Genomic DNA, 23,730 nt, shown 5'->3' on the forward strand with positions numbered 1-23,730 from the left:
TGTTTTCTAAAAGCACTTTTGACAAAGGGGCTTAGTGACTGAGGGACTTAGCTATTTAAAGGCTTATCTCGAAAAGCCAAAGAGAAAGAATAGAATTGATTAATAGGTCCACTTTTCAGGATTCATTCCCATATTTACTAATTTCTCTAAAATCATATCATAAATACTATTTAATCTTAAACGGGTTTCCGAATCTATGTACTTACATGATACTGCATACAATAACCAAACTTGAGTCTCAGCAGCTTCACCTTCGGCATCAATCAATTTGGCAACAAAGGATTTAGGATATCTCCTTTTTCTGAACCCTTCTGCAATATTTCCAGAAACAGACCTTGAGCTTCTTCTAATTTGATCAGTCAAAGAAAATTTCTCATCCGCTGGAAATGTCTTTGAAAGATCAAATATTTCCATCGAGGTTTTGAAGGCTAATTGAAAAACTTCTAAATCTTCATGACTCCTGATTTTACCCATTACTTATTTTAAAAAGTTAGTAAAATAAAAATTTAATTCTGCTAAGTTCTTAAGAAATCAATAAATTTCAAATTTCACAAACTTAAATTGTCCTCCAACTTAATCTCCTCCAAAGTCCCCTAATCCCACCGTCTCTCATTCCCCAAGTCTCTCAGTCTCTTAGTCTCTCAAGTCCACCCGTCTCTCAGTCTCTTAGTCTCTCAGTCCCTCCGTCTCTCAGTCCCTCCGTCTCTCAGTCCCTCCGTCATTCAGTCCCTCAGTTTCTCAAGTCCCTCCGTCACTCAGTCTCTCAGTCTCTCAGTCACTCCGTCACTCCGTCACTCAGTCTCTCAGTCCCTCCGTCTCCAAGCCCCATCAATTACAATCCATAACATTCACCAACTTAAAAAAGCCTAAATACCCACTTACGATACAGCTTCGCCCTTTCAGTCACATGTATTATAAATTACCAACACATTGACTTAGCAGGAGAGCCTGAGGGATAAGATTTTTGATCTGCGGGAATTGAATCTAATTCGATTAACAAGCCAAAACCATCGAAAAAAGCCAACCCTGTTTTCCCATTTTCTCTTGGCCTTAAAATTTATCTAGTTTCAAATATAGTATGCTTAGGAAATTTAACTAAGGTAAATCTGATAAAATTTTGAACTAAAAGGTTGGATAAAAATTTTCCTTAATATGAAATGAATACAAAAGTAAGACAAGACAAATTCTTCAACCAAAATTATTGATTTAACTAACAAAGCTTTTCTAATTGATTTGGAATAGGTTAGCATCTTCCATATAATATTTAATTAAAGCACTTGTTAATAAATTTGATTGTTGGGATCAATTTAATCCTAAAACTTAATCTAAAATAATTCTTCGCTTTTAATTTTTTTGTATGTTTACAATTGTTGCGATTCAAAAAAAGTATTTGACGTCCAGATGTTGTTTCCGTCATTTTTCCAATTCTTAATCCTTTTAAATTCACAGACCGTATGATATCGATAATTCATGTTTCCTCTCCAAAATTTCATTTCCTGCTGATTTTATTGTTGACCGCATTTTTCCTAAACACACTTGGTCAGGTACAGGAAGCCCAGGCTCAAAATTTCAAAAATCAGGAAATGGATGGCAGAAATATGGTTTTTTTCGGAATTGGTCCTTCTATGTTTTATGGTGACAATGGTGGGGATTATCCCAGTATGAAATTTCCCGTCAGGCCCAATATAACCGCAGGTTACACCAGGGGATTATTACCCTATTTGGGTTTAAGAATGACCACTGGTTGGCAAAGATTGGTCAGTTGGGATGGTTTCAGTGATGCTGTAAAAGAAAGATGGGCAGAAAGAGGGCAGGCAGCCTCTTTCAGCGGTAGTTCATTATACCTTGATGTTATGCCACAGTTTATGTTGTTTACCCAGGATAATTTAGGCAATAGACCAAAGTTCAATATGTATGGAGGTTTAGGAATTGGTGCCTTATTTGTCAACCGTAGTCAGCAGCTATTTAATCCTGAAGGTCCGGACCCAAGTTCAAGGGTCAGCACGGTTACTGTACACGTCCCCATAAGGGCAGGGGCATCCTATGTAATCGGTGAATTGTATAATATCAGTCTGGAATCCACCTTGATCCGTACCTTTTCAGATAATTTGGATGGGAACGCAGGTTATAATAACCGCAACGATCACATGCTTCAGATCAATGTGACCTTGCAACGGTATTTTTAAAGTTTATTAGCTTTATATTGAAAAAAAGGCGAGGATTTTTCCACGCCTTTTGAAAAATAAACACTGAAGTTAAAAAAATATTTTCTCCCTACTTAAATCTAATGGATACTCGATCTATATGTCTGAATTATTGATAGATTGAAGTTAGGAAAACATGATTTTTTTGCCAAAGATTAATCGGATAAGTGAAAAAAATTACACACTTGCCAATAAATATGTTTAGACTTTATCATTTCAGCAAAGTTTTAAGTCAGAATTTTACAATTTGAAAATCATTACTTACTTGGTTCAAGACTTTGTCTTGGACCCCATCAATGCAGTCTCCTGACTGCTTTCTTACAAATTCACATTTCTTATGGCCGGCGAATGCACACATTCTCCGATTCTACTTTGGGCGCCGGCCCTGGATACGGACCGGCATCATCAACCTGGGGCTTCGGGCCTTCTGCCCTTTACCCCAGGTTATTATATCTATCGCCCCTAGGGGGCTGTGAAGTTCAATCTCAAATCTATCTACGACTGGTTCAAGCCCGCCTGCATAGGGCCGGTCTCTGACCTACTTGAATGCTTTGGCAGACAGGCTTGGACCCCATCAATGCAGTCTCCTGACTGCTGTCCTGCTTCTCCCAAAGCTGGACTCCTCTAATGTCCTATAAAGCTGCTTCCGGAGCATCTGAACAGTCTCCTAACTGCCAAGGCCTGAAGGGCCAGGATAACCTAATGATGGGTATAGCCCATCGCTTCTACCAAACCCATCCCACCAAAACCTACCGGGGCTGAAAGCCTCGGATAACTGCATAGGGTTCAGGTCGCTGACCTGCCTGAATGCTTTGGCAGGCAGGCTTGGACCCAATCAAAGCCGTCTCAAGAAACTGGAAAAAAGCCATAATTGAACCGACCAACTTTTCCCGCCAAATATTTAATTTCTTTGGGTACTTGGTGCGCTTTGTGGCCCAAAAATCCTTTTCTTCAACAGAAAATGTCACATAATCTCACTAAGCTCCATCCTTTTTACTTTTTCCTTTTGCCTTGGCTCTTAAATAATCTCCAACTGAAACGGTCTCCCCAATCCACAAAGCTCCATCATTCTTAATTCATCACTTTCCACTTTCCACTTTCCACTTTTCACTCATCACTCTACACTCTCCCCCCGTCCCTCCGTCCCTTCGTCTCTGAGTCAATCCATCTCCTCCTTTTTACTTTTGCCTTTTGCCTTGGCTCTTTAATAATCTCCTAAATAACCGATCCCTCCAATTCACAATGCTCCTCCTTTCAGAAATACCCCCTTCGAAATCCCACTTTTGTCACCACTTTTGCCTTTGCTCTTCATCTTTAACCTTTAACCATCCATGCTCCTCCATCCCAACCATCTCTAAGTCACTCAGTCCCTTAGTCTCCCCTCTATAAGTCTCTGAGTCATTCCTACACATTTTTTATTTTTCTCTCTCTCAATCTCATTCTCTCTAAGTCACCAGCAAAACACCCATTTTTCATTCATCACACATCATGCAACATTTATCCATCCATTCTCCACTCATCCCCTCCAATCCTCCAACCATATCAAAACAATATTTTCTTTTGATACGAACCACTTATTTGTGGTGAAAAAAACTTCAAAACCATCCTTAATGATGATGAAATTCTACAGAAATTTAACCCAAATAGGCTGGTTAGGAATGGTCATGCTCTTTATAAGCATTTTTCCTACTCAGCACCTTTTGGCCCAACAGGTAGACATGAGCCAGTTCAAAGCCATGAAAGCCAGAAGTGTGGGGCCAGCTGCCATGAGCGGTAGAATTACTGCCATTGATGCAGTACATGAAAATCCCAATATTATCTATGCCGGTTCCGCTTCGGGTGGTCTCTGGAAATCCACCTCTGGAGGGATTACCTGGGAACCTATTTTCGATGAGGAAAAGGTACATTCCATAGGTGCGATTTCCATCTACCAGAAAAATCCAAATATCATTTGGCTGGGAACAGGAGAAGGCAACCCAAGAAACTCCCTCAATATGGGATATGGAGTTTATAGATCCTTGGATGCCGGAAAAACCTGGCAGTTGATGGGGCTGGAAAAAACAAGGGCCATCCACCGGATTATCGTACATCCCGACGATCCGAATACGGTATTTGTCGGAGCCATTGGCTCACCTTGGGGAGAACAGGAAGAGCGGGGAGTTTTCAAAACCACCGATGGCGGTAAAACATGGAAAAAAATCCTTTTTGTGGATAACAAAACAGGAGTAGGTGAAATGATCATGGACCCCAATAATCCCAACAAGATTTTTGTCAATATGTGGGAACATAGACGTTACCCTTGGTTCTTCAAATCCGGAGGTCCTTCATCAGGCTTATATGTAAGCATTGATGGAGGTGATAACTGGAAAAAACTGGATGAGAAAAACGGTTTGCCCAAAGGAGAGCTGGGACGTATGGGTTTGGCCATATCCAAAGCCAATTCCCAAAAAGTCTATGCATTGATTGAATCTTCCAAGAATGCCCTTTATGTTTCAGAAGATGGAGGTGATAATTTCAAGATGATCAACGACAAGCCTGAGATTGGTGACCGTCCTTTCTACTATTTTGAAATCCATGCAGACCCGAAAAACTCGGATAGGATATATACACTCTATTCCCGTGTAGGCATGAGTGAAGATGGTGGTAGAACCTTTACCCAATTGTTGACTTACGAAGGTGTGCATCCAGATCACCATGCCTGGTACATCAATCCCCATGACCCTAGCTTTATGGTGAATGGTAATGACGGAGGGCTGAACATCACCCGTGATGGAGGAAAAACCTGGTTTTTTGCCGAAAATATCCCCGTGGGGCAGTGGTACCATATCAATGTGGACAATGAAGTTCCTTACAATATTTATGGAGGCTTACAGGATAACGGAAGTTGGGTAGGGCCGGCCTATGTTTGGAGAAGGGATGGCATCCGCAATACCTATTGGCAGGAAATCATGTTCGGGGATGGTTTTGATGTCGTTCCTGATCCAGAAAATTCAAGATATGGTTATGCCATGTCCCAGGGAGGAAATGTGGCCCGATATGACAAAGAAACCGGTCATAAAAGGACCATCAGACCCACACATCCTGACAAGGACGTATTTCTTAGATTCAACTGGAATGCAGCCATTGCACAATCTCCACAAGATGCGGCTACGATTTACTATGGAAGCCAGTTTTTACATAAGAGTACTGACAGAGGTGAAACCTGGGAGATCATTTCTCCAGATCTGACCACCAATGATCCTGAAAAGCAGAAGCAGCAAGAGACTGGTGGACTGACTTACGACATCACTGGAGCAGAAAACCATACTACCATAATAGCCATTGCACCAAGCCCGGTTGATCCGAATGTCATTTGGGTAGGAACTGATGACGGCAACGTTCAGGTGACCCGTGATGGCGGTAAGACCTGGACCAATACCGCAAGCAAGATGACAGGTTTGCCAAAAGGTAGTTGGATCCCCCAAATTCAGGCTTCCAAGTATGATGCAGGAGAGGCTTGGATTGTGGCCAATAACTACAGAAACAACGACTTTTCTGCCTATGCGTACCGTACCAAAAATTACGGGGGTACCTATGAAAGAATAGCAGATGACAGCAAAGTTTGGGGATATACCTTGTCCATCATTCAGGATCCAGTGGAGCCGAATTTGGTTTTCTTGGGTACTGAGTTTGGTTTATATGTCAGCTTTGATAATGCGAAAACCTGGAATCAGTGGAGACATGGTTATCCAAACGCAGTTTCTACTTTTGATATGGCTATTCAGGAAAGAGAAGCCGACCTTGTGATCGGAACTTTTGGACGTTCAATATATGTGTTGGACGATATCAGACCATTGAGGGTTTATGCAAAAAATCAGGGTAAGTCCCCATCTTCAAAAATCACTGCTATTGAACCTTCTGATGCTTACCAGGCTGAGATCCATCAGCCCCATGGGGAGCGCTTTGCTGCAAATGCAAAGTACACCGCGGAAAACAGGGTATTTGGCGGAAGGTTACATTTCATCATCAACGATCCAGGTAAAGAAAAAATGGATTCTGTTAAGATTTCTATTTTCAATGCTTCAGGAGAGCAGATCAGAACAATCAAAATGTTACCTGAAAATGGCGTCAATCAGGCCATTTGGAATCTGGACCGAAAATCATCTTCAGACACACCCATGGGCCGAGGTGGCTCTGGTGGTGGAGAAGGAGGACGTTCCAGAGGTTTCTTTGAACCCTCCGGTGGACCTGCCCTCCCTGGTACCTATAAAGTAGTCTTTGAATATGGCAGTGAAGCTTCAGAGACTAGCATCAAGGTTCACTCAGACCCAAGAATCAATCCAGAATTAGCCAATCTGCAGGCAAGGGAAGTCTTTATCAAGGAAGTTGAAACCTTAAGTTCGGATGTAATGAAGGCTACCAGACAATTAGATGAAGCCAAAAAGACCATCGATAAATTGCTGGCTTTTGCCAAGGATGTGGATGATGCAGAGGTTAAGGAGTTGGTGAAATTGGCCAATGAAACCAAAAAGAAAATCGACACCACCAGAGAAGCCTTCTATGGCCCGACCAGAGAAGGTCAGGGAATTGTCAGAAACTTGTATCCGACCACCATGACCAGGATATTTGCACCAAGAAGTTATGCAAGTTCATCCTTTGGTGCTCCTGGTGCCACAGAACAACGGTTGATTCAGCAGGCCAAGGAGAGTGCAGAAGAGGCCATGAAGGTATACAATGCATTCCTTGAGAATGATTGGAAACCATTTGAAGAAAAGGCCAGAGCTACAAAGATTGATATCTTTCAGGTGATGGAAAAATAAGCAACCATTTCCCCTAATAAAAATCCCAAAAGGCATGATAATTTGTTGTGTTTTTTGGGATTTTTTTTGTTGTTATCTGTTCATTGGATGGTTCAAGACTCTGACTGGTTCAAGACTATGTCTTGGACCCAAACACTGCAGTCTTCAGACTGCTAAATTTCTACTTTTCTAAAAATTAACTATTCAAGTAAAATCACATCAATCAAACAATCAAGTAATCCTGCGTAATTTCTTGCACTACTGTATAAATAATCTTCAGGAGACAATACAATTCCAGCTTTAACAGGATTTTGATGAATATAATTTAGGCAACGTGTAATCTTGGTATTAGAGTTTAGTTCAATCGGATGACTATGTTGTTGCCAAATTTGAAAATTTTGATTGTTCGGGTTCTTCCTTCCAGCTTTTCCAAAATGCCAAAGCAAAAACTCCTTTCTGCTTTCAAATGCACCGGTTTTGATTGAATCCAAAATCTTTTTGGAAGTGAATTTTTTAAAGTCTCTGATTATTCCCTCCAAGGGTTCACCTCCATTTCTACCCAAAATTAAATGTAAATGACTTGACATGATACAATAAGCCCAAACTTCAAGGCCCTTGTTTATTGTGCAAAATTTGAGCGATTCTAAGACTATGTCCCTAAATTCTTTTCTAGTAAAAAGATCTATCCATTCAATAACTGTAAAAGTGACAAAATACAGTTTGTCCTGATCCCGGATTTTGAATTTTCTGCTCATTTAAAAAGTTGTTTTAATTGTTATCCTTTAGTTTGAAAATTTATTTTAAAAACATTTACAGTCAGGAGACTGCATCATTAGGGTCCAAGTCGTAAGACTTGAACCATTCGTTTACGGTCCAAAAAATGTATTTTCCTGACTATTGAATATTCTATCTTCGAACAATTGACTATTCAAAAAAAGGTACAGCCCCAAACTGTACCTTCTTTTCAAAAAATAAGCCTGTTCGATCCAACCAAACCAAACCCCTCTCAATTGATTCAACTGGACCATAGGTGAAAAAATCATGTAATGAAATTAGTAAATGAAAGGCCTCATCTCCAAAGAATAATCGGATAAGTGAAAAAATTTACCAGATCGGCAACAAAATAAATCTTAAGCTGATAACTTTTTAAAAAATTACTGCTATTACTTCTATTTCTTTAATTAGAAAAACCATTCTAAAACTTCTCCTCCACGCCCAATCCAAAAAGTGCAAAATCATACTTTACGGGATCTTCAGGGTCGAATTCACGTAATCTTTGGGTAAGTTCCAGGGCAGTCTGCCAATCGGTCTGTTTTCTTTCTATCAGGCCTAGTCTCCTTCCAACCCTGTCCACATGCAGGTCGCATGGACAGATCAATTGATAGGGCTTAATCCTCTTCCATATGCCAAAATCAACTCCTTTATCATCAGACCTCACCATCCACCGCAAAAACATATTGATTCTCTTACAGGCAGCTTTTCTTAAAGGAGTCGCAATATGCTTTCTTGTTCTCTGCGGTGCTTCCGGAAGCTGGAAAAAGAATTCATGGAAATTGATCAAAAGTCTTCCCATGATGTCCCTATCTTCTGTCCAACCAATAGAAAATGCCGATTCGAGGCTTTCATGGCGTTTGTATAGCCAATTAAAAAATTCCACAAAATAAAGCGTATCGATATCATTAAAAGTTCGGTGCTTAAAACTAAGCAAAGGCTTGAGGTCTGTCTCAGAATGATGCAGTATAAAATCATGAGGTGCATTATCCATCATCCCGAAAAGCTCCCGGCATTTGTTGATGATGGTTTTCCTTTGCCCCCAGGCCAAGGTGGCAGCAATAAACCCGGCAATTTCTATATCCTGTTTTTTAGAAAAAAGATGGGGGATGGAAATGGGATCGTAGGAAATGAACTCGGGTTGGTTGTATTCAGCAACCTTTTGATCCAAAAAATCCTTTAAATCCATATTAAAGAGCTACCTTAACCTCTCCACCTTGAATACCGTCAAACCACTTGAAAAGTAAATTATTATCTTCTTTTTCTGACAAATGCCAGTCAAAACATTTGATATTGGTCAAGGAAGTGATCTTGTCCAAATCCGGGTCATAAAGGCAAATGTCAAAATCTGGAAGATCTTTGGAGTCTGTAGCATTCCACTTTTCCAACAAAAGACCTTCATCCAAAAACTTTATCTTTCCTCCGAAATAATGATCCTCTAAAACTGAAGGAACCCCATCTTTCCTTCTCAATTGAAAACAGGTAGGGCCAAACATAATCTGTTTGTGCACTTTCGCTTCTAATAATCCATTGGTATTGGGTAACTCTTCCCAATCCGATTTTTGTATGATTTTACCCTCATTTCCTTTCTTAATCCCTGCCAACAACCTGGATAAACCCGAAAAAACATAGGTAATCCCGATAAAGAGCAATCCGAAAGTGGCTATTACCGGATAAGAAATGATGAAAATCGTATTCCAGATAAATCGGAAGATGTGATGGAAAATGAGATAGAGTTTACTCATGAAGGCATTGTACTGCTACAAAGATACGATCTTAAATGCTTAATCGCAAAAAGAGAAAAAGTGATGAGTGAGACTTGTAGGGTTCAAGACTGCGTATGGTTCAAGACTTTGTCTTGGACCACTAAAATACAGTCTCCTGACTGCAATATCTTTCACTTAACTGAAAGCCTTTAAAGTGGCCCCGAGTAAGTTATATTTTTGGAAATTCGAAAATCAAGCCAAAAATAACTACTAGCAGTCGGGAAACTGCCATAATAGGGTCAACGCCAAGCCATAGAGGATCGTGAGACTTTGAACTATTCATGGCTGTCTCTTGGTACATAGTACTTGGTACTTGGTACAATAAAGACAGTAATAATTAAATCCCTGTAATTTGAAGTTTGATTTTGAAAATTGGTAATTAGTAATTGGTAATTGGTAATTGGTAACTTAATAAGAAATCTCCACCCTAAACCTTGCATTCACTGCCCTCAACTGATCATAGGCTGCCTTAGAGACCTTGATCACCAAACGGCCATTGTCACCGGTTTCTGGCAATTTGCCTACTACCCTCGCAAAGATGGTAATATCGTTTTCTTCATTCCTCACCCTCATAATGGTACCAACTGGTGCAGTCCGGTGAAGCACCAGGTATTTCTTATGGTTTCCTGTTCCTTCAATAACCTCTGCTAAGCCAGTTTCCTTGATATTCTTATAGGCAGTGCTCTCACCTGTCCCTACCTCAGGTCTTGTAGTTGTTAACTGCCCCTCTGTTTTATCGTTATTGATTAAGACAGGAACTGAAGAAGTCACCACAGGAACCTTGGCAGGGTCTGCTATTTCCCTTCCAACTTTTAGCTTTTGACCGATTGACAGGTTATTTGATGAGAGTGAATTCCATGCTATCAGGTCTTCGACTTTGGCCTCATACTTTTGGGCAACAGAAAACAAGGTTTCTCCCTGGCTTACTGTATGTGTTATCCATTCCCCGGGCAACGCCTTTGATCCTGTTGAGGTTGAAGATGCGGGTGATGTTACGGGTGCAGGGGTAGCTACCTTTGGGGTGGAGGCCTTAACCTCTTCTTTGGCTGTTGCAGGAACAGCTGGTTTGACAGGTACTGTTTTTTCTTGGGTAGGTTCAACAGTTGCTGCTACCGACTCCTTAACAGTTGGTGTAGGGGTTGGAGGATTTTGAACAACGGCATTTTGAATTACCAATGCCTGTCCGACACTCAAATCATTACCTTGTAAATTATTCCATCCCTTTACATCGTCCACAGTTGCTCCGTACAATTTGGATATGGAAAACAAAGTTTCTCCCGGAGCAACTTTATGTAATTTAGCACCCTCAGGCAAAGCTGCCTTACTTATGTATGGAATCCTGATTCTCTGTCCAATTTTCAGTCCTGCCTGAAGCGCTTCATTGTTCTGTATGATATCATTGATAGCGGTTTGGTATCTTCTGGAAATCCCAAACAATGTTTCTCCCTGATCTACCTGGTGGATAATAAAAGTTTTATCCCCCACTTTTTCAATTCCTACCGAATCCATGGGTGTAATTTCTGCAGCACTGACATTCAGGATTGTAAAAAGACCAAGGCAAAATACTATCAAATTTTTCATAAACTATAGACTAATTTCGATGCACAAATTTCAGATTTATTTTATCATTTGCAAGTAAACAAACAAGCAATGGAGGGATTACCTGATAGGATTACTCTGTTAACGTAAGAATATTGAATTCGGATATTCAGGAATATTGGTATATTCAAAAACTAAACCGCCAAATTATGAAAATCACAAAATTACTTTGGGTTTTGATTTGTTTCCTATTTGCATGGAATGGATTTGCCCAGAACGATAGTACAGCCATCGATGAAAAAAAGAAGATCTATACTTTTAAAATTGATGACAACATAGATCCCAGAATGAATCGAAAGGTAAAGTTAGCTTTGGAGGATGCGAAGACAAAATCGGCCAATGTCATCCTCATTGAAATGGATACCTATGGAGGAGCTGTCAACGATGCGGATGATATCAGAACCATGATTCTGGAAACAAAGACCCCCATTCATGTTTGGATCAATAAAGATGCTGCTTCAGCAGGGGCCTTGATCTCAATTGCCTGTGACAGCATTTATATGGCTCCCGGGGCAAGTATAGGAGCTGCAACGGTGGTGATGGGCGGTGGAGGTGATGCCGCCCCTGATAAATATCAGTCCTATATGCGATCTATGATTCGGAGCACTGCAGAAGCCAAAGGCCGTGATCCAAAAATTGCAGAAGCCATGGTTGACCAAAACCTGGAAATTGAAGGCATTTCCGAAAAGGGTTCGGTCATTACTTTTTCCGTCTCTGAAGCCATTGAAAATGGATTTAGCGAAGGACAGGCTGCTTCCATGACTGAGGTGATCGAAGATAAACTGGGCATTACAAATTATGAACTATTAGGATATGAAACTTCAACCGTAGAGAATATCATTTTATTTTTCTTAAATCCCGCAGTGAGTGGATTTTTGATATTGGTCATCTTTGCGGGAATTTATTTTGAAATCCAAACCCCAGGGGTGGGATTTCCCTTAGCCGCATCCATTACTGCCATCATCCTATATTTTATCCCCTATTACCTGACAGGGTTGGCCCAAAACTGGGAAATTGCGGTATTTATTGCCGGTGTGATTTTGCTTTTAATTGAAATATTCCTGATTCCTGGCTTCGGTATTTTTGGCATTCTTGGAATTGCCGGAATTCTTACCGGGCTGACATTGGGTATGATTCCCAATGATGCCTTTGACTTTACCTTTGTTCCTTCCGGGGAACTATTTGCTGCCTTGCTAACTGTGATTTTGGCGGCAATTACAGGTATGGCCTTGATTTTCTTTTTGGCACCAAAAATCAATTCATGGGGAGCATTCAGTTCGATTGCCCTTGCGACAACCCAAAAAAGGGAAGAAGGATATACATCCTCCTTTTACCAGGAAAGTTTATTGGGAAAAGAAGGAATTACACATACCAGATTGATGCCAAGTGGTAAGGTCTTAATTGAAGATGAAATTTATGACGCCTATTCCAGAGGAGAATTCATTGAAAAAGGTGAAGCTGTAAAAGTCATCAGTACAGAAGGGACTTCTTTAAAAGTGAGGAAAGTCTAGGTAAATTAAAAATTACAAAGTTCAAATTTCAAATTACCAAAGGATTAATGAACCAATACTCAAAAACTGGAAAGGCGTGATCATTAAACCACGCCTTTCATAAAAAAATCAAAGTTTGTTCGCCCAAAAAATCATTTTGCCCCTGTGATGAGTTTTGTTGGGCTGGAGGTTAAAAAGTAAATGATTGATGTATTGAAATTAGGAAAGGTTGATTTTTTGACCAAAGGATAAACGGATAAGTGAAAAAAATTATAGAGCTATTATAGGGAAGCTATTTTTTGTATAATTTTAACAAAGGATTATGTCAAATTTTTCCAATTTGAAAATCTTGCTTACTTGGTTCAAGACCTTGTCTTGGACCATTTTAATGCAGTCTCCTGACTGGTTCAAGTCTCCAGACTTGGACTCCCTCATTGAAGTCTCCTGACTGCTGGATTATCTGTTAATTATAAAATTGAAGTTCTAACATTACCCATCTGGACTTTAGAAATTAAAAATATATTATTATGGTCTTATCCTCTTACTTTTTGGCTTGACCCAAAAAGTAACAAAAAAGTCAAGATGGCGGAATCCTATCAGCCCACTAGGCCAGAGCCGGCCCGGTCCGCCATCATTCCTCCCCACCCTTATTATCTGAATTTGATTCAATTTCCCCACGAAAATATTTTCGATGATTCAAGTCCCCCAATGGTTCAAGCCCGCCTGCATAGGGCAGGACTTTGCCTTGGACCATTTTAATGCAGTCCCCTGAATGCCTTCTTTTGAATTTTCGATTCATATCGCCGGCGTACCCAATCATTCTCCGATTTCACTTAAAGCGCCGTCTCTGGATTTGGGTATTTATCACCGTCACCGGGGTTAAAACCCCGGGTTATGATACCTTTCGCCCCGACGGGGCTTACCCCGCTACCTGCTGTCCTGCTTCTCCAGAAACTGGAAGAATTAATAATTTTAGAAAGCTGCTTCCGGAGAAGCAGCAGAACTAAGCTTGGATTTTGGTAATTTATCATTGATCATTGGAAATTTAAGCTTCATTTACCAAGCATTTCCCTTTTTTCAAATAAATTCACGCCATGAATACCCATAACACCTCCATTTATGAGTCTTTAGGTGAGGAAAAAATCAAATCTATGGTACACCATTTTTACCAGAACGTTGCCCTAACCCCTGCCTTGAGGAAACTCTATCCTGACGAGGATTTGGCACCTGCTGAGGAAAGATTATTTATGTTCCTCATCCATGTTTTCGGTGGACCCCATACTTATTTGGAAAAAAGAGGACATCCTATGCTCAGAAGGAGGCACTTTCAATGGGCCATAGATGAAAATTTAAGAAATTTATGGCTGGACTGTATGTTTCAGGCCATAGATAAAATTGAAATCGAAACCGACATCAGGGAAGCATTAATGAATTATTTCATTAAGGTGGCCAACCATATGATCAATCAATGAGATGCGAATTTTAAGAAGGATTTACACCATTTATGCCTTATTGATTTTCTTAATCACCTTTTTGATTTTATTTCCTCTTTTTCTGGCTTCATCCTGGATTAAAGGTTGGGAAAAGTATGGCAGGAAGGTAAACAGATTTTGGGCAAAGGCATATTTCATACTGATTTTCAAACCTATTGCTATTGAAGGAAAAGAACATATTAAGAAAGGACAGCCCTATGTTTTCGCTGCCAATCATTTTTCCTATCTGGATATTCCCTTTATGGGTTTTATTCCAGGGGATGTGGTCTTCATAGGAAAAAGTTCCATCCGAAAAATCCCCCTTTTCGGCTATTATTTTAAAAAATTACATATTGCCGTGGACCGCTCCTCCGTGAAAAGCCGGGGTGAAGTCTTGATTCGTGCAAAAAAAGCCATTTCCAATGGAAGCAGCATTGTTATTTTTCCTGAAGGGGGTATCATTACCGGTGAACCTCCTCATATGAACCGTTTCAAAGACGGGGCATTTAATCTGGCAATTGACAAACAAATCCCCTTAATTCCTGTCACCTTATCGTTTAATCATTTAATTTTGCCGGATGACGGTAAATACCTGTTGGATTTCAGAAAAGGGAAAATCGTAATCCATCCCCCATTGGAAACTAAAGGTATGTCCTCTAAAGATTTAAACCCCTTAAAGGAAACCTGTTACACCATCATTCAAGACCAACTTTGGAAGGATAATCACCTTCCCTGGGATGAAAAAACAAAAAATTAGTACCCTATGAAAATAGATTTAAATACTGTAAAGAAAATCGCGCATTTGGCAAGATTGGAATTTGATGAAGAAGGTGCCGAAAAAATGCAAAGAGATATGACCCAGATTTTGGACTGGGAAGAACAACTCAATGAGATTGATACGGAAGGGGTTGAGCCAATCACCACCATGTCCTCAGAAGAGAATGTTTTGAGAGAAGATGTTGTCGGCGAACACTTATCCCATGAAAGGGGTCTGATGAATGCCCCGCAAAGGGATTCAGATTATTTCAGGGTGCCAAAGGTTCTTGAATAATGCCTGCCAAACAGGGGGATTATATCCAACAGATACTATTGAAAGGGCTTCCGCTAATGCTGAGCATATTGGGAAGCCTTTTGTTGTTAAGCTGTTTCTTTTTTTGGAGTGAAGGATATCTTCCCGTTATTCCCGGTATATTTTCTGAATCGGTTGCTGTTACCGTCAATTTTGCCCAAATAGCCACCGAGTTTATTCCATTGGAAATTGATAATTTCCTGATTTTCCAGAATTATGAATCTTTCCCCCCAGCCTCCTTTCCATGGGTGAACCTGATTTATGGAGCAATTATCTGGTTGCTGTTCAATCTGGGACTAACGCTTATCAGTTCCCTCAAGAAATTATACTTTATCGGGGCAGCGGCCCTTACTATTTTTTTATTGACATTCAGCGGTATCAATGGTCTTAACCTGGGAGGGGTTGCGAGTAATTATGCATTGATAGGCATGATGATGGGTACTTTATTGCCAGTAGTAGGGATTGCCTTTTTTGTGCCACACCTAAACCTGACTGTCCGTTTTCTACTTATTACGCTTATCAGCTCCCTCACATTAATATTATTGGTTTCTTTATCAGACATTCAAAACCCCTGGCTTTGGATGGCCGAAAATGCCACGTTTCCTGCTGCTATTATTTCCGTACTTTTCTTTTTACATATAGGGCATGCCGTGATTTCATGGGTCACGGTATTGTTGATTCAATTGAACAAAGGAACAGGAATCAGAATTTCCATCCATCTTTTGATAGTCTTCACCCTCTATTTTTTACTGGTGATGTTCACTTTGCTTTCTGTCATGGGCGAAATCAATCTCCCCTTCCCTACCGTACCGCCCATGCTTTTGATGTTGGTAGCAGGGACTATGGGTTATAAGGTTCTGAAGTTGAAAATTGAACAGACTGAACAGGCCTATGATGACCCTTTGGTCGGTAAATCCTTTTATTGGGTAGGTTTTGCCTTTGCAGTATTTACCTGGGCAAAGGCTGATTTTTCAGGTAATCAACCCTTGTTTGAATTCTTCAACCATATCTTTCTCTATGGGCAGGTTGCTCTTGGCTTACTTTTTTTCCTTTATTTAATGTCCAATTTTTTGGATATCCTCAATTCAGGAAAAGATGTTGAAAAGGTAATATTTAAACCTCAGTTTTTCGCCTATTTCCATATGCGCATTGGTGCAATAATGGCCTTGGTAATAGTAGCCGTATTTGCAGATATGGTCATCGGAAATCAATTGGGGACAGCCAGCACTAATATTTCAGCAGATTATTATTACCAAAGTAATAAACCATTGGAAGCTGCCATTTTATATGAAAACAGCTGGTTACAATACAGAAGGAACAAAAAAGCCAAAAATGCTGCGGCCCACCTGCGTTATGAACTTCGGGAACCTACCTCGGCCATGGAACATTTGGTCCAAAGCTTTGATTATGCTCCGACTGTTCCCAATATTCTGCTATTAAGTTCCAAATTGCACCAGCAGGACAAAATTTTTGAAGCCCTCTTTTACCTAGAAAAAGGGCTTGAAATCTTCCCTAATAACCCCTATCTGCTAAACAACCTGGCCTTACTGTATTCTAAACTGAACAGGCCACAGGATGCTTTGGCAACTTTGGAAAAATTGCTCAAAAAGGATGCTGTTATGCTTTCCAATTCATTAGGTTTATTGGTCAAACACAATATTCCTCCTAAATCAGAACCGGAACTATTGGATGATTTACCTTATCGGTTAAACTACCTCGCCTATGCGAATAAGCAAGGTAATTATGCCCCATTTTTCCTAAATACTAATCCCTTACCTCAAAATTATCATCTGAGAACGGCTTTACTACGCAACCAATGGAGTAATAAAACGGAAGGTAATTTCAAGGAGGACCTTGTTTTAATTGACAGTCTGATTGCCTTGGAGCAAATGAGTTTTGAAGAGAGAAATTACAAGGAAACCAGGATCCTTCGCACCCTTCAGGACAACCAAATCAATGAAACTTTAAAATACCTCAATGGGATGGCCATGGCATACCCCAATTCAGCCGGATATTACCATTCTTTTGCGGCACGGATTCTTGCAGGTCAATTAGATCTTCAAAAATCAGCTGTGGATATTTTAGTTGCTACCGAAAGGGGATTTGAAAATTTTCAGCCTTACCATTTGGCTATTCTCTATTTTGGTGGTAAACAGGCCGAAGCAGTGGGAATAAACAGGCGTTTTGAAGCATCCTTCCCGAATTGGATGGAATGGGAGGAATCCGGAAAACTCAAACAAACTGATTTAACGTTGTTTTGGTCAAATGTGGCAAGGTTACATCAGATGCTTCCTGAGGAGGCTTTGAAAATTTTAGATGAAACTTCCACTCCAAACTTAAAAACAGAATGGGCTTTGGCGCTGCTGAGGTTCAAAATGCATGGTTTGAATCAGGAGGATTATGGAAAAGTAAAACGGGTAATTTTGGAAAACCTGTCTGAAAATTGGACTTCAGCGGAACTGGACAATTGGTTTGCTTTTATCCATAACCTGCAGAATGAATTGGACCCAAAAATTGCCCAAATGCTGCAACCTGATTTGGGTATGACCAGGAATGCCTATTGGGCACCTTTGATCTGGAAAAAATTGCAGCAGGAAACGGACGAATTGGTGAAATATGAAATTTTGCAGGAAGCTATACAATTTAACCGTGACCCAAAACTCTGGATTTTTTATGTCAAACAAAGTAGAAAAGTTGGATTGGACAGTTATGGCAGCAATGCTTTGGTTGAAATGCAGGAATGGTTAAGTATAGAGCAAATTGAAAAACTGCAAATTGAAAACTTATAGCAGCATTTGGCGTTAATTGAATCATAAACTTTTCCTTTAGTGGATTTTATTTTAAATTGACCAAAAATATTCACCGATGAAAAAAATTATCGAAACCAAAGATATTCAGAAAACATATAAAATGGGGGCTGAAGAGGTAAGGGCATTAAAGTCTGTTTCTATATCGATCAACAAAGGTGAATATGTAGCTTTTATGGGTCCTTCAGGTTCGGGAAAATCCACTTTGATGAATATTATCGGTTGTTTGGATACCCCAACTGCCGGAACTTATATCCTCAACAACAAGGATGTGAGCGATATGACAGAAAATGAACTGGCTGAAATCAGGAATAAGGAAATCGGTTTTGTGTTCCAGACCTTTAACCTTCTTCCCAGAGCATCCTGTTTGGATAATGTGGCTTTGCCTTTGATTTATGCAGGATTAAAAAAAACAGAAAGGGAAGAAAAAGCTTTTGAGGCATTAAACAGTGTGGGCTTAGGGGACAGGGTACATCACAAACCGAATGAACTTTCCGGTGGTCAGCGCCAAAGGGTGGCCATAGCAAGAGCTTTGGTAAATAATCCCAGTATCATTTTGGCGGATGAGCCCACTGGTAATCTGGACTCCAAAACTTCCTATGATATCATGGAGTTATTCCATGAATTACATCAAAAAGGCAATACCATTATCATGGTAACGCATGAGGACGACATTGCCCATTATGCCCACCGGGTGGTCAGGCTAAGGGATGGTTTGGTAGAATCAGACACTATCAACCCCAATCCTACAAGGGGAAAAGCAGTTGCCCTTTCAGAATAGAATTTTCCTTAAGTTTTTTGAAAATCAATTGTTACTTTTGTGAGAGGCAAAAGTGGGCTACTTTTTCCTGCAGAAAATAGAATATGAAGATTTATACCAAAACAGGAGATTCGGGGCAAACATCCCTTTTGGGTGGAAGAAGAGTTTCAAAAGCACATTTGAGAATTGATGCCTATGGAACAGTGGATGAGCTGAACAGTTACATCGGGTTACTCAGGGATCAGGAAATAAACAAAAAAAGAGAAGGATTGCTGAAAGAAGTGCAGGACCGTCTTTTTACCATAGGGGCAACTTTGGCAACTGAGCCAGGTAAAGAAAATGTAAAGAAACCGGATTTACATGAAAAAGACCTTGAGCTTTTGGAAAAAGAAATTGATGAAATGGAGAGGCAACTTCCTCCTTTGAGACACTTTATCCTACCGGGAGGACATCAGATTGTTTCCTTTTGCCACATAGCCCGTACAGTATGCCGAAGGACAGAACGCTGCGTAATCGACTTGATGGAAATAGAACATGTTGATGAAATTATTGTAAAATATTTAAACAGGCTCTCAGACTATCTTTTTGTACTGGGGAGATTGATTGCCCAGGAACTGGGCGTGGAGGAAGTAACCTGGAGGCCAAGATTATAATCTTATGAAAACAATGCTACAGATTAAAGTTACCAAAACTAAACATTCCAGGCTTCCTGAGACTGATTTTAATAATTTGGTATTCGGTAGATCCATCAGTGACCACATGTTCGTTGCTGATTATAAAAATGGGGAATGGACAGACCTAAGAATTGAGCCTTATGCTCCATTGAGTCTTAATCCTGCCAATTCTACTTTGCATTATGGCCAAGCCATTTTTGAAGGGATGAAGGCATATAAAAACCCATCAGGAGAAATTCTTCTTTTTAGAGCAGATGCAAATCAAAAAAGGCTGAACGAATCAGCTGTTAGGATGTGTATCCCTGAACTTCCTGAGGAGATTTTTATGGAAGGATTGACCACATTGTTGGATCTGGACAGGAATTGGATTCCCGATAAACCCGGATATTCGCTATATATTAGACCCTTCATATTTGCTACTGACGATTACCTCGGTGTAAAGCCATCAGAAACTTATAAGTTTATGATCTTCACTTGCCCTGTGGGGGATTATTATTCCAAACCGGTAAGTGTAAAAGTCGAACAGCATTATTCAAGAGCGGCAGAAGGGGGAACAGGTTTTGCAAAAGCTGCAGGTAATTACGCCGGTTCCTTATACCCTGCCCAATTAGCTCAAAAACAGGGTTATGACCAATTATTATGGACAGATGCCAAAACCCATGAAAATATAGAGGAAAGCGGCACGATGAATGTCATGTTCATCATTAACGACACCTTAATCACTGCCCCTACCAAAACCGGGACCATCCTAAAAGGTATTACCCGGGATTCGGTATTGAAATTGGCAAAAGAAATGGGGTATGTTGTGGAAGAAAGATTCTTGAAGGTCTCTGAATTGGAAGAAGCATTGCAAAACGGAAAACTTCAGGAGGCATTTGGAACAGGAACTGCCGCCACAATTGCACATATTGCCAAAATCAATATCAGAGATAATGACTATATTCTTCCTAAAAAACCAGATTATGCCTTCTCGTACCAGGTTTTGAAAAAGCTGGATGACATCAAGTACGGAAGGATTGAAGATCACAGAGGTTGGATTGTAAAAGTTTAAATCATACCCTGCTTTTCCAAAAGCGGAGTCTAATTACTCAGGTTATTCTGCTTCTCTAGAAGTAATCAAAATCTCTGGTTAATTTGCTACTTTGGTTAGTCTGCTTCTCCAGAAGCAGACTTCCTTTATCAGAATTAAAATTATCCAGCTTCAGTAGTCCCCAAACAGCTGATCACCTAAATTCCGGGAAATAAAAAAAATTGAAAATAAAAACCACTCCTATTGGGTGGTTTTATTTTTTATTGAACTATTTTAAAATGTTTGAATTTCTCATCTATAGTCATGCTTCATTTGGATTTAAAAATAAAAATCACTGTCCTCTTCATTATTCTAATTGGATTTTCAATGGAAGAGGCTTTTTCCCAGAAATTTATACTTCTTCAAAGGGGATCCAATCAGAAGTCACGATTAAAGTTTGAAATTGGAGAAGATTTAACCTACAAATCAAAAGAGTTGGACTTCTATGTTACGGACAAAATCGTGGATATAACACCAGAAGCTATTGTTTTAACAGAAAATCTCCTTGTACCCTCAGACATCACCTCTATATATATCAAAAACAAAGACCCAAGGAACAGTACAATTAAAAATCTGGGATATCTGGGAATAGGAGGCGGTGTTATTTTCCTGATCGCGACCTCGGTCAACAGCCTGTACCAAAGTGGGGATTTATCACAGGTGGGGGACACGATTGCATGGCCTATTGGAATGGTTGCAGGAGGATTTTTGATTTCAAAATTGCAATACAAGGAATTTAAAAACCGGGGAAAGAATAAAATCCAACTCGTTATTTTATACGGTGAATAAAAAGGAATAGGTAAAGAGGATAATTTTAACGAATTTTGCACCTCAAAATAAATAAATACTATGACATCAGACCAGTTGAAAGACTTGAAAGCCCGTGTTTCGGCTTTGAGGAGGTATCTTTGACTACGATAAAAAGAAAGCAGAAATAGAGGATTTTGAAGCAGTTTCTTCTCAACCTGATTTTTGGAATGACCCGGAGGAAGCCGAGAAAACCATGAAACAGATTCAGGCCAGAAAAGCATGGACTACTTCTTTTGAAAAAGTAGAAACCACTTTGCAGGATCTGGAAGTGCTTTATGACTTTTATTCCTTGGATGAAGTTTCCGAAGAAGAAATGAAATCGGAATACCAAAAAGGGTTAAAAGAAGTGGAGGAACTTGAGCTCAAAAAAATGTTGAGTGGAGAGGAAGACCAACTTTCGGCCATGTTGGAAATCAATCCCGGAGCAGGAGGAACAGAAAGCAATGATTGGGCCTCCATACTCATGAGAATGTACATCATGTGGGGAGAAAAAAACGGATATAAGGTTACAGAGGTTGATTTGCAGGAAGGTGAAGTGGCCGGTATTAAATCTGTTACCTTACAGTTTGATGGGCCTTTGGCATATGGCTTTTTAAAATCTGAAACAGGCGTACACCGTTTAGTAAGGATTTCACCATTTGATTCCAATGGAAGAAGGCATACTTCATTTGCCTCTGTGTATGTCTATCCTGTAATAGATGATACCATTGAAATTGAGATCAATCCATCGGATATTGATTTTCACACATCCAGATCAGGAGGTGCTGGAGGTCAGAATGTAAACAAGGTAGAAACCAAGGTGCAATTGACCCACAAACCTACCGGCATCGTGGTAGTCTGCCAGGTAGAGCGGTCCCAATTGGCCAACCGTGAAAGAGCTATGCAGATGTTGAAATCAAGGCTTTATCAAATGGAAATGGAGAAAAGGAATGCGGAAAGGGCAAAAATCGAATCTGGAAAACTGAGAATTGACTTTGGTTCCCAAATTAGAAACTATGTTCTCCACCCTTACAAACTGGTGAAAGATGCCAGAACAGGGTATGAGACATCAGATGTGCAGCATGTACTTGATGGAGGATTGAATGAATTCATCAAAGCCTATCTTCTTGCACAAAGTGAGGAAGAAGCCAAACAAGACTGATTTTTCAAACCTTCCGGAGTGCTTTTCTTCGGAAGGTTTTTTCATTTTCCAAGACACTCAATTTCTTTCCTGACCAGATAATGAAAATTCTCCCATCCTTTTTTACCTTGAATTTCTTTTTGCTCTGTTTGAGCTCATTTTTATTTTTTGCCAGCTTCAATATGATTATACCCGAACTCCCGGCTTATCTGACATCTATCGGGGGGGAGGAATACAAAGGACTGATTATTTCTCTTTTTACCCTTACAGCCGGTCTATCCAGGCCGTTCAGCGGTAAGTTGGCCGATAAAATAGGAAGGATTCCTGTAATGATCTTTGGGGCTTCCATTTGCTTTGTGGTCAGTTTGCTTTATCCCATCATCACTTCAGTAGCAGGCTTTCTATTCCTAAGATTTGCACATGGATTTTCAACCGGCTTTACCCCTACCGGGGTTTCAGCCTATGTGGCGGATATTGTGCCTTTCAACAAACGTGGCGAAGCCATGGGCCTTCAATCCTTATTTGGCTCATTGGGAATGGCAGCGGGGCCGGCACTAGGAGGTTATATTGGCCAGTTTTGGGGGATTGAACCCTTATTTTATGCATCAGCTTTTGTATCAATTTTATCCATTTTGGTAATCATCAGATTAAAAGAAACGGTACCAAATGCAGAAAAATTAAACCGCAAACATCTACGGTTACACCGCTATGAAATCATTGAAAAAAGAGTGTTAAAACCATCATTGGTCCTTCTTTTAACAGTGTTTTCTTTTGGAGCAGTGTTAACCATAATTCCAGATTACTCTGATTATCTGGGGATTAAAAATAAAGGTCTGTTTTTCGCTGTATTTACCCTGTCTTCTTTAGGAATCCGGATCATTGCCGGAAAAACATCTGACAAATATGGAAGGATTCCTGTAATGAAAGTAGCGACCCTCTTTATGGCCATTTCCATGGTCATTATTGCTTTCGCCCAGACCAAGTTTATGCTCCTTTTTGGAGGTGTAATCTTTGGTTGTTCTGTTGGGATGAACTCACCCACGATCTCTGCCTGGACAATTGATCTTTCATTGGACGCCTTCAGAGGCAGGGCTTTGGCAACCATGTACATTGCGCTGGAGGCTGGGATTGGCATTGGGGCATTGGTATCCGGTTATGTATTTGCAAATAAAGTTGAAAATTTCCCCTTGGTGTTTTCTATTGGGGCCATCACTTCTATGATTGCATTTTTTTATCTGTTCACTCTTCCAAAACAGCAGGTTTTTCTGGTTCCTGAAGATTCCGAGTGAAATTCCAAATGCCAAAATCCAAGCCCCAAATTCCAAATGTTTTCCGCTACTT

Annotated in this window: 21 protein-coding genes; 14 read left to right on the forward strand and 7 right to left on the reverse strand. The window is 40.1% G+C overall.

Going from position 1 to position 23,730, the window contains the following annotated elements:
* Window positions 1-99: 99 nt before the first annotated feature.
* Entirely contained in the window at window positions 100-474 is a 375-nt protein-coding gene (locus tag ACFSKV_RS09855; RefSeq protein WP_380801984.1) for a four helix bundle protein, read from the reverse strand.
* 980 nt (window positions 475-1,454) lie between these two features.
* Between ACFSKV_RS09855 and ACFSKV_RS09860 the strand changes: the two genes are divergently transcribed.
* Window positions 1,455-2,186 (forward strand): hypothetical protein, encoded by a 732-nt coding sequence (locus tag ACFSKV_RS09860; RefSeq protein ID WP_380801986.1) that lies wholly within the window; start codon window positions 1,455-1,457, stop codon window positions 2,184-2,186.
* Window positions 2,187-2,831: 645 nt separating this feature from the next.
* On the forward strand, window positions 2,832-2,966 hold the full coding sequence (locus ACFSKV_RS09865; RefSeq protein ID WP_380801988.1) for a hypothetical protein: 135 nt from the start codon (window positions 2,832-2,834) through the stop codon (window positions 2,964-2,966).
* A gap of 524 nt (window positions 2,967-3,490) precedes the next feature.
* Here the strand turns inward: ACFSKV_RS09865 and ACFSKV_RS09870 are convergent.
* Complete coding sequence (locus tag ACFSKV_RS09870; RefSeq protein WP_380801989.1) at window positions 3,491-3,616, reverse strand: hypothetical protein; 126 nt, start codon at window positions 3,614-3,616, stop codon at window positions 3,491-3,493.
* 198 nt (window positions 3,617-3,814) lie between these two features.
* Between ACFSKV_RS09870 and ACFSKV_RS09875 the strand changes: the two genes are divergently transcribed.
* Window positions 3,815-7,003: a WD40/YVTN/BNR-like repeat-containing protein gene (locus ACFSKV_RS09875; RefSeq protein ID WP_465270312.1), complete on the forward strand. Its 3,189-nt coding sequence runs from the start codon at window positions 3,815-3,817 to the stop codon at window positions 7,001-7,003.
* Window positions 7,004-7,182: 179 nt separating this feature from the next.
* Here the strand turns inward: ACFSKV_RS09875 and ACFSKV_RS09880 are convergent, their stop codons facing one another.
* The 4 genes from ACFSKV_RS09880 to ACFSKV_RS09895 form a co-directional block, all read right to left on the reverse strand.
* Window positions 7,183-7,737, reverse strand: coding sequence for an REP-associated tyrosine transposase (locus ACFSKV_RS09880; RefSeq protein ID WP_380801991.1), 555 nt, complete (start codon window positions 7,735-7,737; stop codon window positions 7,183-7,185).
* A 440-nt stretch (window positions 7,738-8,177) separates the two neighbouring features.
* Complete coding sequence (locus ACFSKV_RS09885) at window positions 8,178-8,942, reverse strand: TIGR02757 family protein (protein WP_380801993.1); 765 nt, start codon at window positions 8,940-8,942, stop codon at window positions 8,178-8,180.
* Between the two features lies 1 nt (window position 8,943).
* Complete coding sequence (locus tag ACFSKV_RS09890; protein WP_380801995.1) at window positions 8,944-9,498, reverse strand: hypothetical protein; 555 nt, start codon at window positions 9,496-9,498, stop codon at window positions 8,944-8,946.
* A gap of 429 nt (window positions 9,499-9,927) precedes the next feature.
* Window positions 9,928-11,100 (reverse strand): LysM peptidoglycan-binding domain-containing protein, encoded by a 1,173-nt coding sequence (locus ACFSKV_RS09895; protein WP_380801998.1) that lies wholly within the window; start codon window positions 11,098-11,100, stop codon window positions 9,928-9,930.
* A 167-nt stretch (window positions 11,101-11,267) separates the two neighbouring features.
* Here ACFSKV_RS09895 and ACFSKV_RS09900 point away from each other — a divergent pair, with 167 nt between their 5' ends.
* Window positions 11,268-12,629, forward strand: a complete 1,362-nt coding sequence (locus ACFSKV_RS09900; RefSeq protein ID WP_380802000.1) for an NfeD family protein — start codon at window positions 11,268-11,270, stop codon at window positions 12,627-12,629.
* Between the two features lie 812 nt (window positions 12,630-13,441).
* Here the strand turns inward: ACFSKV_RS09900 and ACFSKV_RS09905 are convergent.
* Complete coding sequence (locus tag ACFSKV_RS09905) at window positions 13,442-13,639, reverse strand: hypothetical protein (RefSeq protein ID WP_380802003.1); 198 nt, start codon at window positions 13,637-13,639, stop codon at window positions 13,442-13,444.
* Between the two features lie 63 nt (window positions 13,640-13,702).
* Between ACFSKV_RS09905 and ACFSKV_RS09910 the strand changes: the two genes are divergently transcribed.
* The 10 genes from ACFSKV_RS09910 to ACFSKV_RS09955 all read left to right on the forward strand — a co-directional run bounded on the left by ACFSKV_RS09910 (window position 13,703) and on the right by ACFSKV_RS09955 (window position 23,678).
* Entirely contained in the window at window positions 13,703-14,080 is a 378-nt protein-coding gene (locus ACFSKV_RS09910) for a globin domain-containing protein (protein ID WP_380802005.1), read from the forward strand.
* Between the two features lies 1 nt (window position 14,081).
* The gene (locus ACFSKV_RS09915) at window positions 14,082-14,837 is read left to right on the forward strand and encodes a lysophospholipid acyltransferase family protein (RefSeq protein ID WP_380802008.1); all 756 of its coding nucleotides are present in this window, start codon (window positions 14,082-14,084) and stop codon (window positions 14,835-14,837) included.
* Window positions 14,838-14,843: 6 nt separating this feature from the next.
* Complete coding sequence (gatC, locus tag ACFSKV_RS09920; protein WP_380802010.1) at window positions 14,844-15,131, forward strand: Asp-tRNA(Asn)/Glu-tRNA(Gln) amidotransferase subunit GatC; 288 nt, start codon at window positions 14,844-14,846, stop codon at window positions 15,129-15,131.
* Window positions 15,131-17,938 carry a tetratricopeptide repeat protein gene (locus ACFSKV_RS09925; protein ID WP_380802013.1) on the forward strand — a complete coding sequence of 936 codons (2,808 nt, stop codon included), beginning with the start codon at window positions 15,131-15,133 and terminating at the stop codon, window positions 17,936-17,938. The genes gatC and ACFSKV_RS09925 overlap by 1 nt, the downstream gene beginning before the upstream one ends.
* A 76-nt stretch (window positions 17,939-18,014) precedes the next feature.
* Window positions 18,015-18,737 carry an ABC transporter ATP-binding protein gene (locus tag ACFSKV_RS09930; protein ID WP_380802015.1) on the forward strand — a complete coding sequence of 241 codons (723 nt, stop codon included), beginning with the start codon at window positions 18,015-18,017 and terminating at the stop codon, window positions 18,735-18,737.
* An 83-nt stretch (window positions 18,738-18,820) separates the two neighbouring features.
* Window positions 18,821-19,369, forward strand: coding sequence for a cob(I)yrinic acid a,c-diamide adenosyltransferase (locus tag ACFSKV_RS09935; RefSeq protein WP_380802017.1), 549 nt, complete (start codon window positions 18,821-18,823; stop codon window positions 19,367-19,369).
* Window positions 19,370-19,373: 4 nt separating this feature from the next.
* Window positions 19,374-20,441: a branched-chain amino acid aminotransferase gene (locus ACFSKV_RS09940; RefSeq protein ID WP_380802020.1), complete on the forward strand. Its 1,068-nt coding sequence runs from the start codon at window positions 19,374-19,376 to the stop codon at window positions 20,439-20,441.
* Between the two features lie 345 nt (window positions 20,442-20,786).
* The gene (locus ACFSKV_RS09945) at window positions 20,787-21,248 is read left to right on the forward strand and encodes a hypothetical protein (protein ID WP_380802022.1); all 462 of its coding nucleotides are present in this window, start codon (window positions 20,787-20,789) and stop codon (window positions 21,246-21,248) included.
* A 60-nt stretch (window positions 21,249-21,308) separates the two neighbouring features.
* Window positions 21,309-22,410 (forward strand): peptide chain release factor 2 gene (prfB, locus tag ACFSKV_RS09950; protein WP_380802025.1). Its coding sequence is split into 2 segments (ribosomal slippage): window positions 21,309-21,368 and window positions 21,370-22,410, totalling 1,101 coding nucleotides; the frame shifts between segments, so codons are not numbered across the junction.
* A gap of 80 nt (window positions 22,411-22,490) precedes the next feature.
* Window positions 22,491-23,678 (forward strand): MFS transporter, encoded by a 1,188-nt coding sequence (locus ACFSKV_RS09955; RefSeq protein ID WP_380802027.1) that lies wholly within the window; start codon window positions 22,491-22,493, stop codon window positions 23,676-23,678.
* Window positions 23,679-23,730: the final 52 nt, after the last annotated feature.

The organism is Shivajiella indica (assembly GCF_042683085.1).
In the GTDB taxonomy this organism is placed as follows: domain Bacteria; phylum Bacteroidota; class Bacteroidia; order Cytophagales; family Cyclobacteriaceae; genus Shivajiella; species Shivajiella indica.

What these genes read in the sequence shown, in the direction of transcription:
- ACFSKV_RS09855 (WP_380801984.1), bottom strand. Translation starts at nt 474, where the DNA reads ATGGGTAAAATCAGGAGTCATGAAGATTTAGAAGTTTTTCAATTAGCC.
- ACFSKV_RS09860 (WP_380801986.1), top strand. Translation starts at nt 1,455, where the DNA reads ATGATATCGATAATTCATGTTTCCTCTCCAAAATTTCATTTCCTGCTG.
- ACFSKV_RS09865 (WP_380801988.1), top strand. Translation starts at nt 2,832, where the DNA reads ATGTCCTATAAAGCTGCTTCCGGAGCATCTGAACAGTCTCCTAACTGC.
- ACFSKV_RS09870 (WP_380801989.1), bottom strand. Translation starts at nt 3,616, where the DNA reads ATGTGTAGGAATGACTCAGAGACTTATAGAGGGGAGACTAAGGGACTG.
- ACFSKV_RS09875 (WP_465270312.1), top strand. Translation starts at nt 3,815, where the DNA reads ATGATGATGAAATTCTACAGAAATTTAACCCAAATAGGCTGGTTAGGA.
- ACFSKV_RS09880 (WP_380801991.1), bottom strand. Translation starts at nt 7,737, where the DNA reads ATGAGCAGAAAATTCAAAATCCGGGATCAGGACAAACTGTATTTTGTC.
- ACFSKV_RS09885 (WP_380801993.1), bottom strand. Translation starts at nt 8,942, where the DNA reads ATGGATTTAAAGGATTTTTTGGATCAAAAGGTTGCTGAATACAACCAA.
- ACFSKV_RS09890 (WP_380801995.1), bottom strand. Translation starts at nt 9,498, where the DNA reads ATGAGTAAACTCTATCTCATTTTCCATCACATCTTCCGATTTATCTGG.
- ACFSKV_RS09895 (WP_380801998.1), bottom strand. Translation starts at nt 11,100, where the DNA reads ATGAAAAATTTGATAGTATTTTGCCTTGGTCTTTTTACAATCCTGAAT.
- ACFSKV_RS09900 (WP_380802000.1), top strand. Translation starts at nt 11,268, where the DNA reads ATGAAAATCACAAAATTACTTTGGGTTTTGATTTGTTTCCTATTTGCA.
- ACFSKV_RS09905 (WP_380802003.1), bottom strand. Translation starts at nt 13,639, where the DNA reads ATGATAAATTACCAAAATCCAAGCTTAGTTCTGCTGCTTCTCCGGAAG.
- ACFSKV_RS09910 (WP_380802005.1), top strand. Translation starts at nt 13,703, where the DNA reads ATGAATACCCATAACACCTCCATTTATGAGTCTTTAGGTGAGGAAAAA.
- ACFSKV_RS09915 (WP_380802008.1), top strand. Translation starts at nt 14,082, where the DNA reads ATGCGAATTTTAAGAAGGATTTACACCATTTATGCCTTATTGATTTTC.
- gatC (WP_380802010.1), top strand. Translation starts at nt 14,844, where the DNA reads ATGAAAATAGATTTAAATACTGTAAAGAAAATCGCGCATTTGGCAAGA.
- ACFSKV_RS09925 (WP_380802013.1), top strand. Translation starts at nt 15,131, where the DNA reads ATGCCTGCCAAACAGGGGGATTATATCCAACAGATACTATTGAAAGGG.
- ACFSKV_RS09930 (WP_380802015.1), top strand. Translation starts at nt 18,015, where the DNA reads ATGAAAAAAATTATCGAAACCAAAGATATTCAGAAAACATATAAAATG.
- ACFSKV_RS09935 (WP_380802017.1), top strand. Translation starts at nt 18,821, where the DNA reads ATGAAGATTTATACCAAAACAGGAGATTCGGGGCAAACATCCCTTTTG.
- ACFSKV_RS09940 (WP_380802020.1), top strand. Translation starts at nt 19,374, where the DNA reads ATGAAAACAATGCTACAGATTAAAGTTACCAAAACTAAACATTCCAGG.
- ACFSKV_RS09945 (WP_380802022.1), top strand. Translation starts at nt 20,787, where the DNA reads ATGGAAGAGGCTTTTTCCCAGAAATTTATACTTCTTCAAAGGGGATCC.
- ACFSKV_RS09955 (WP_380802027.1), top strand. Translation starts at nt 22,491, where the DNA reads ATGAAAATTCTCCCATCCTTTTTTACCTTGAATTTCTTTTTGCTCTGT.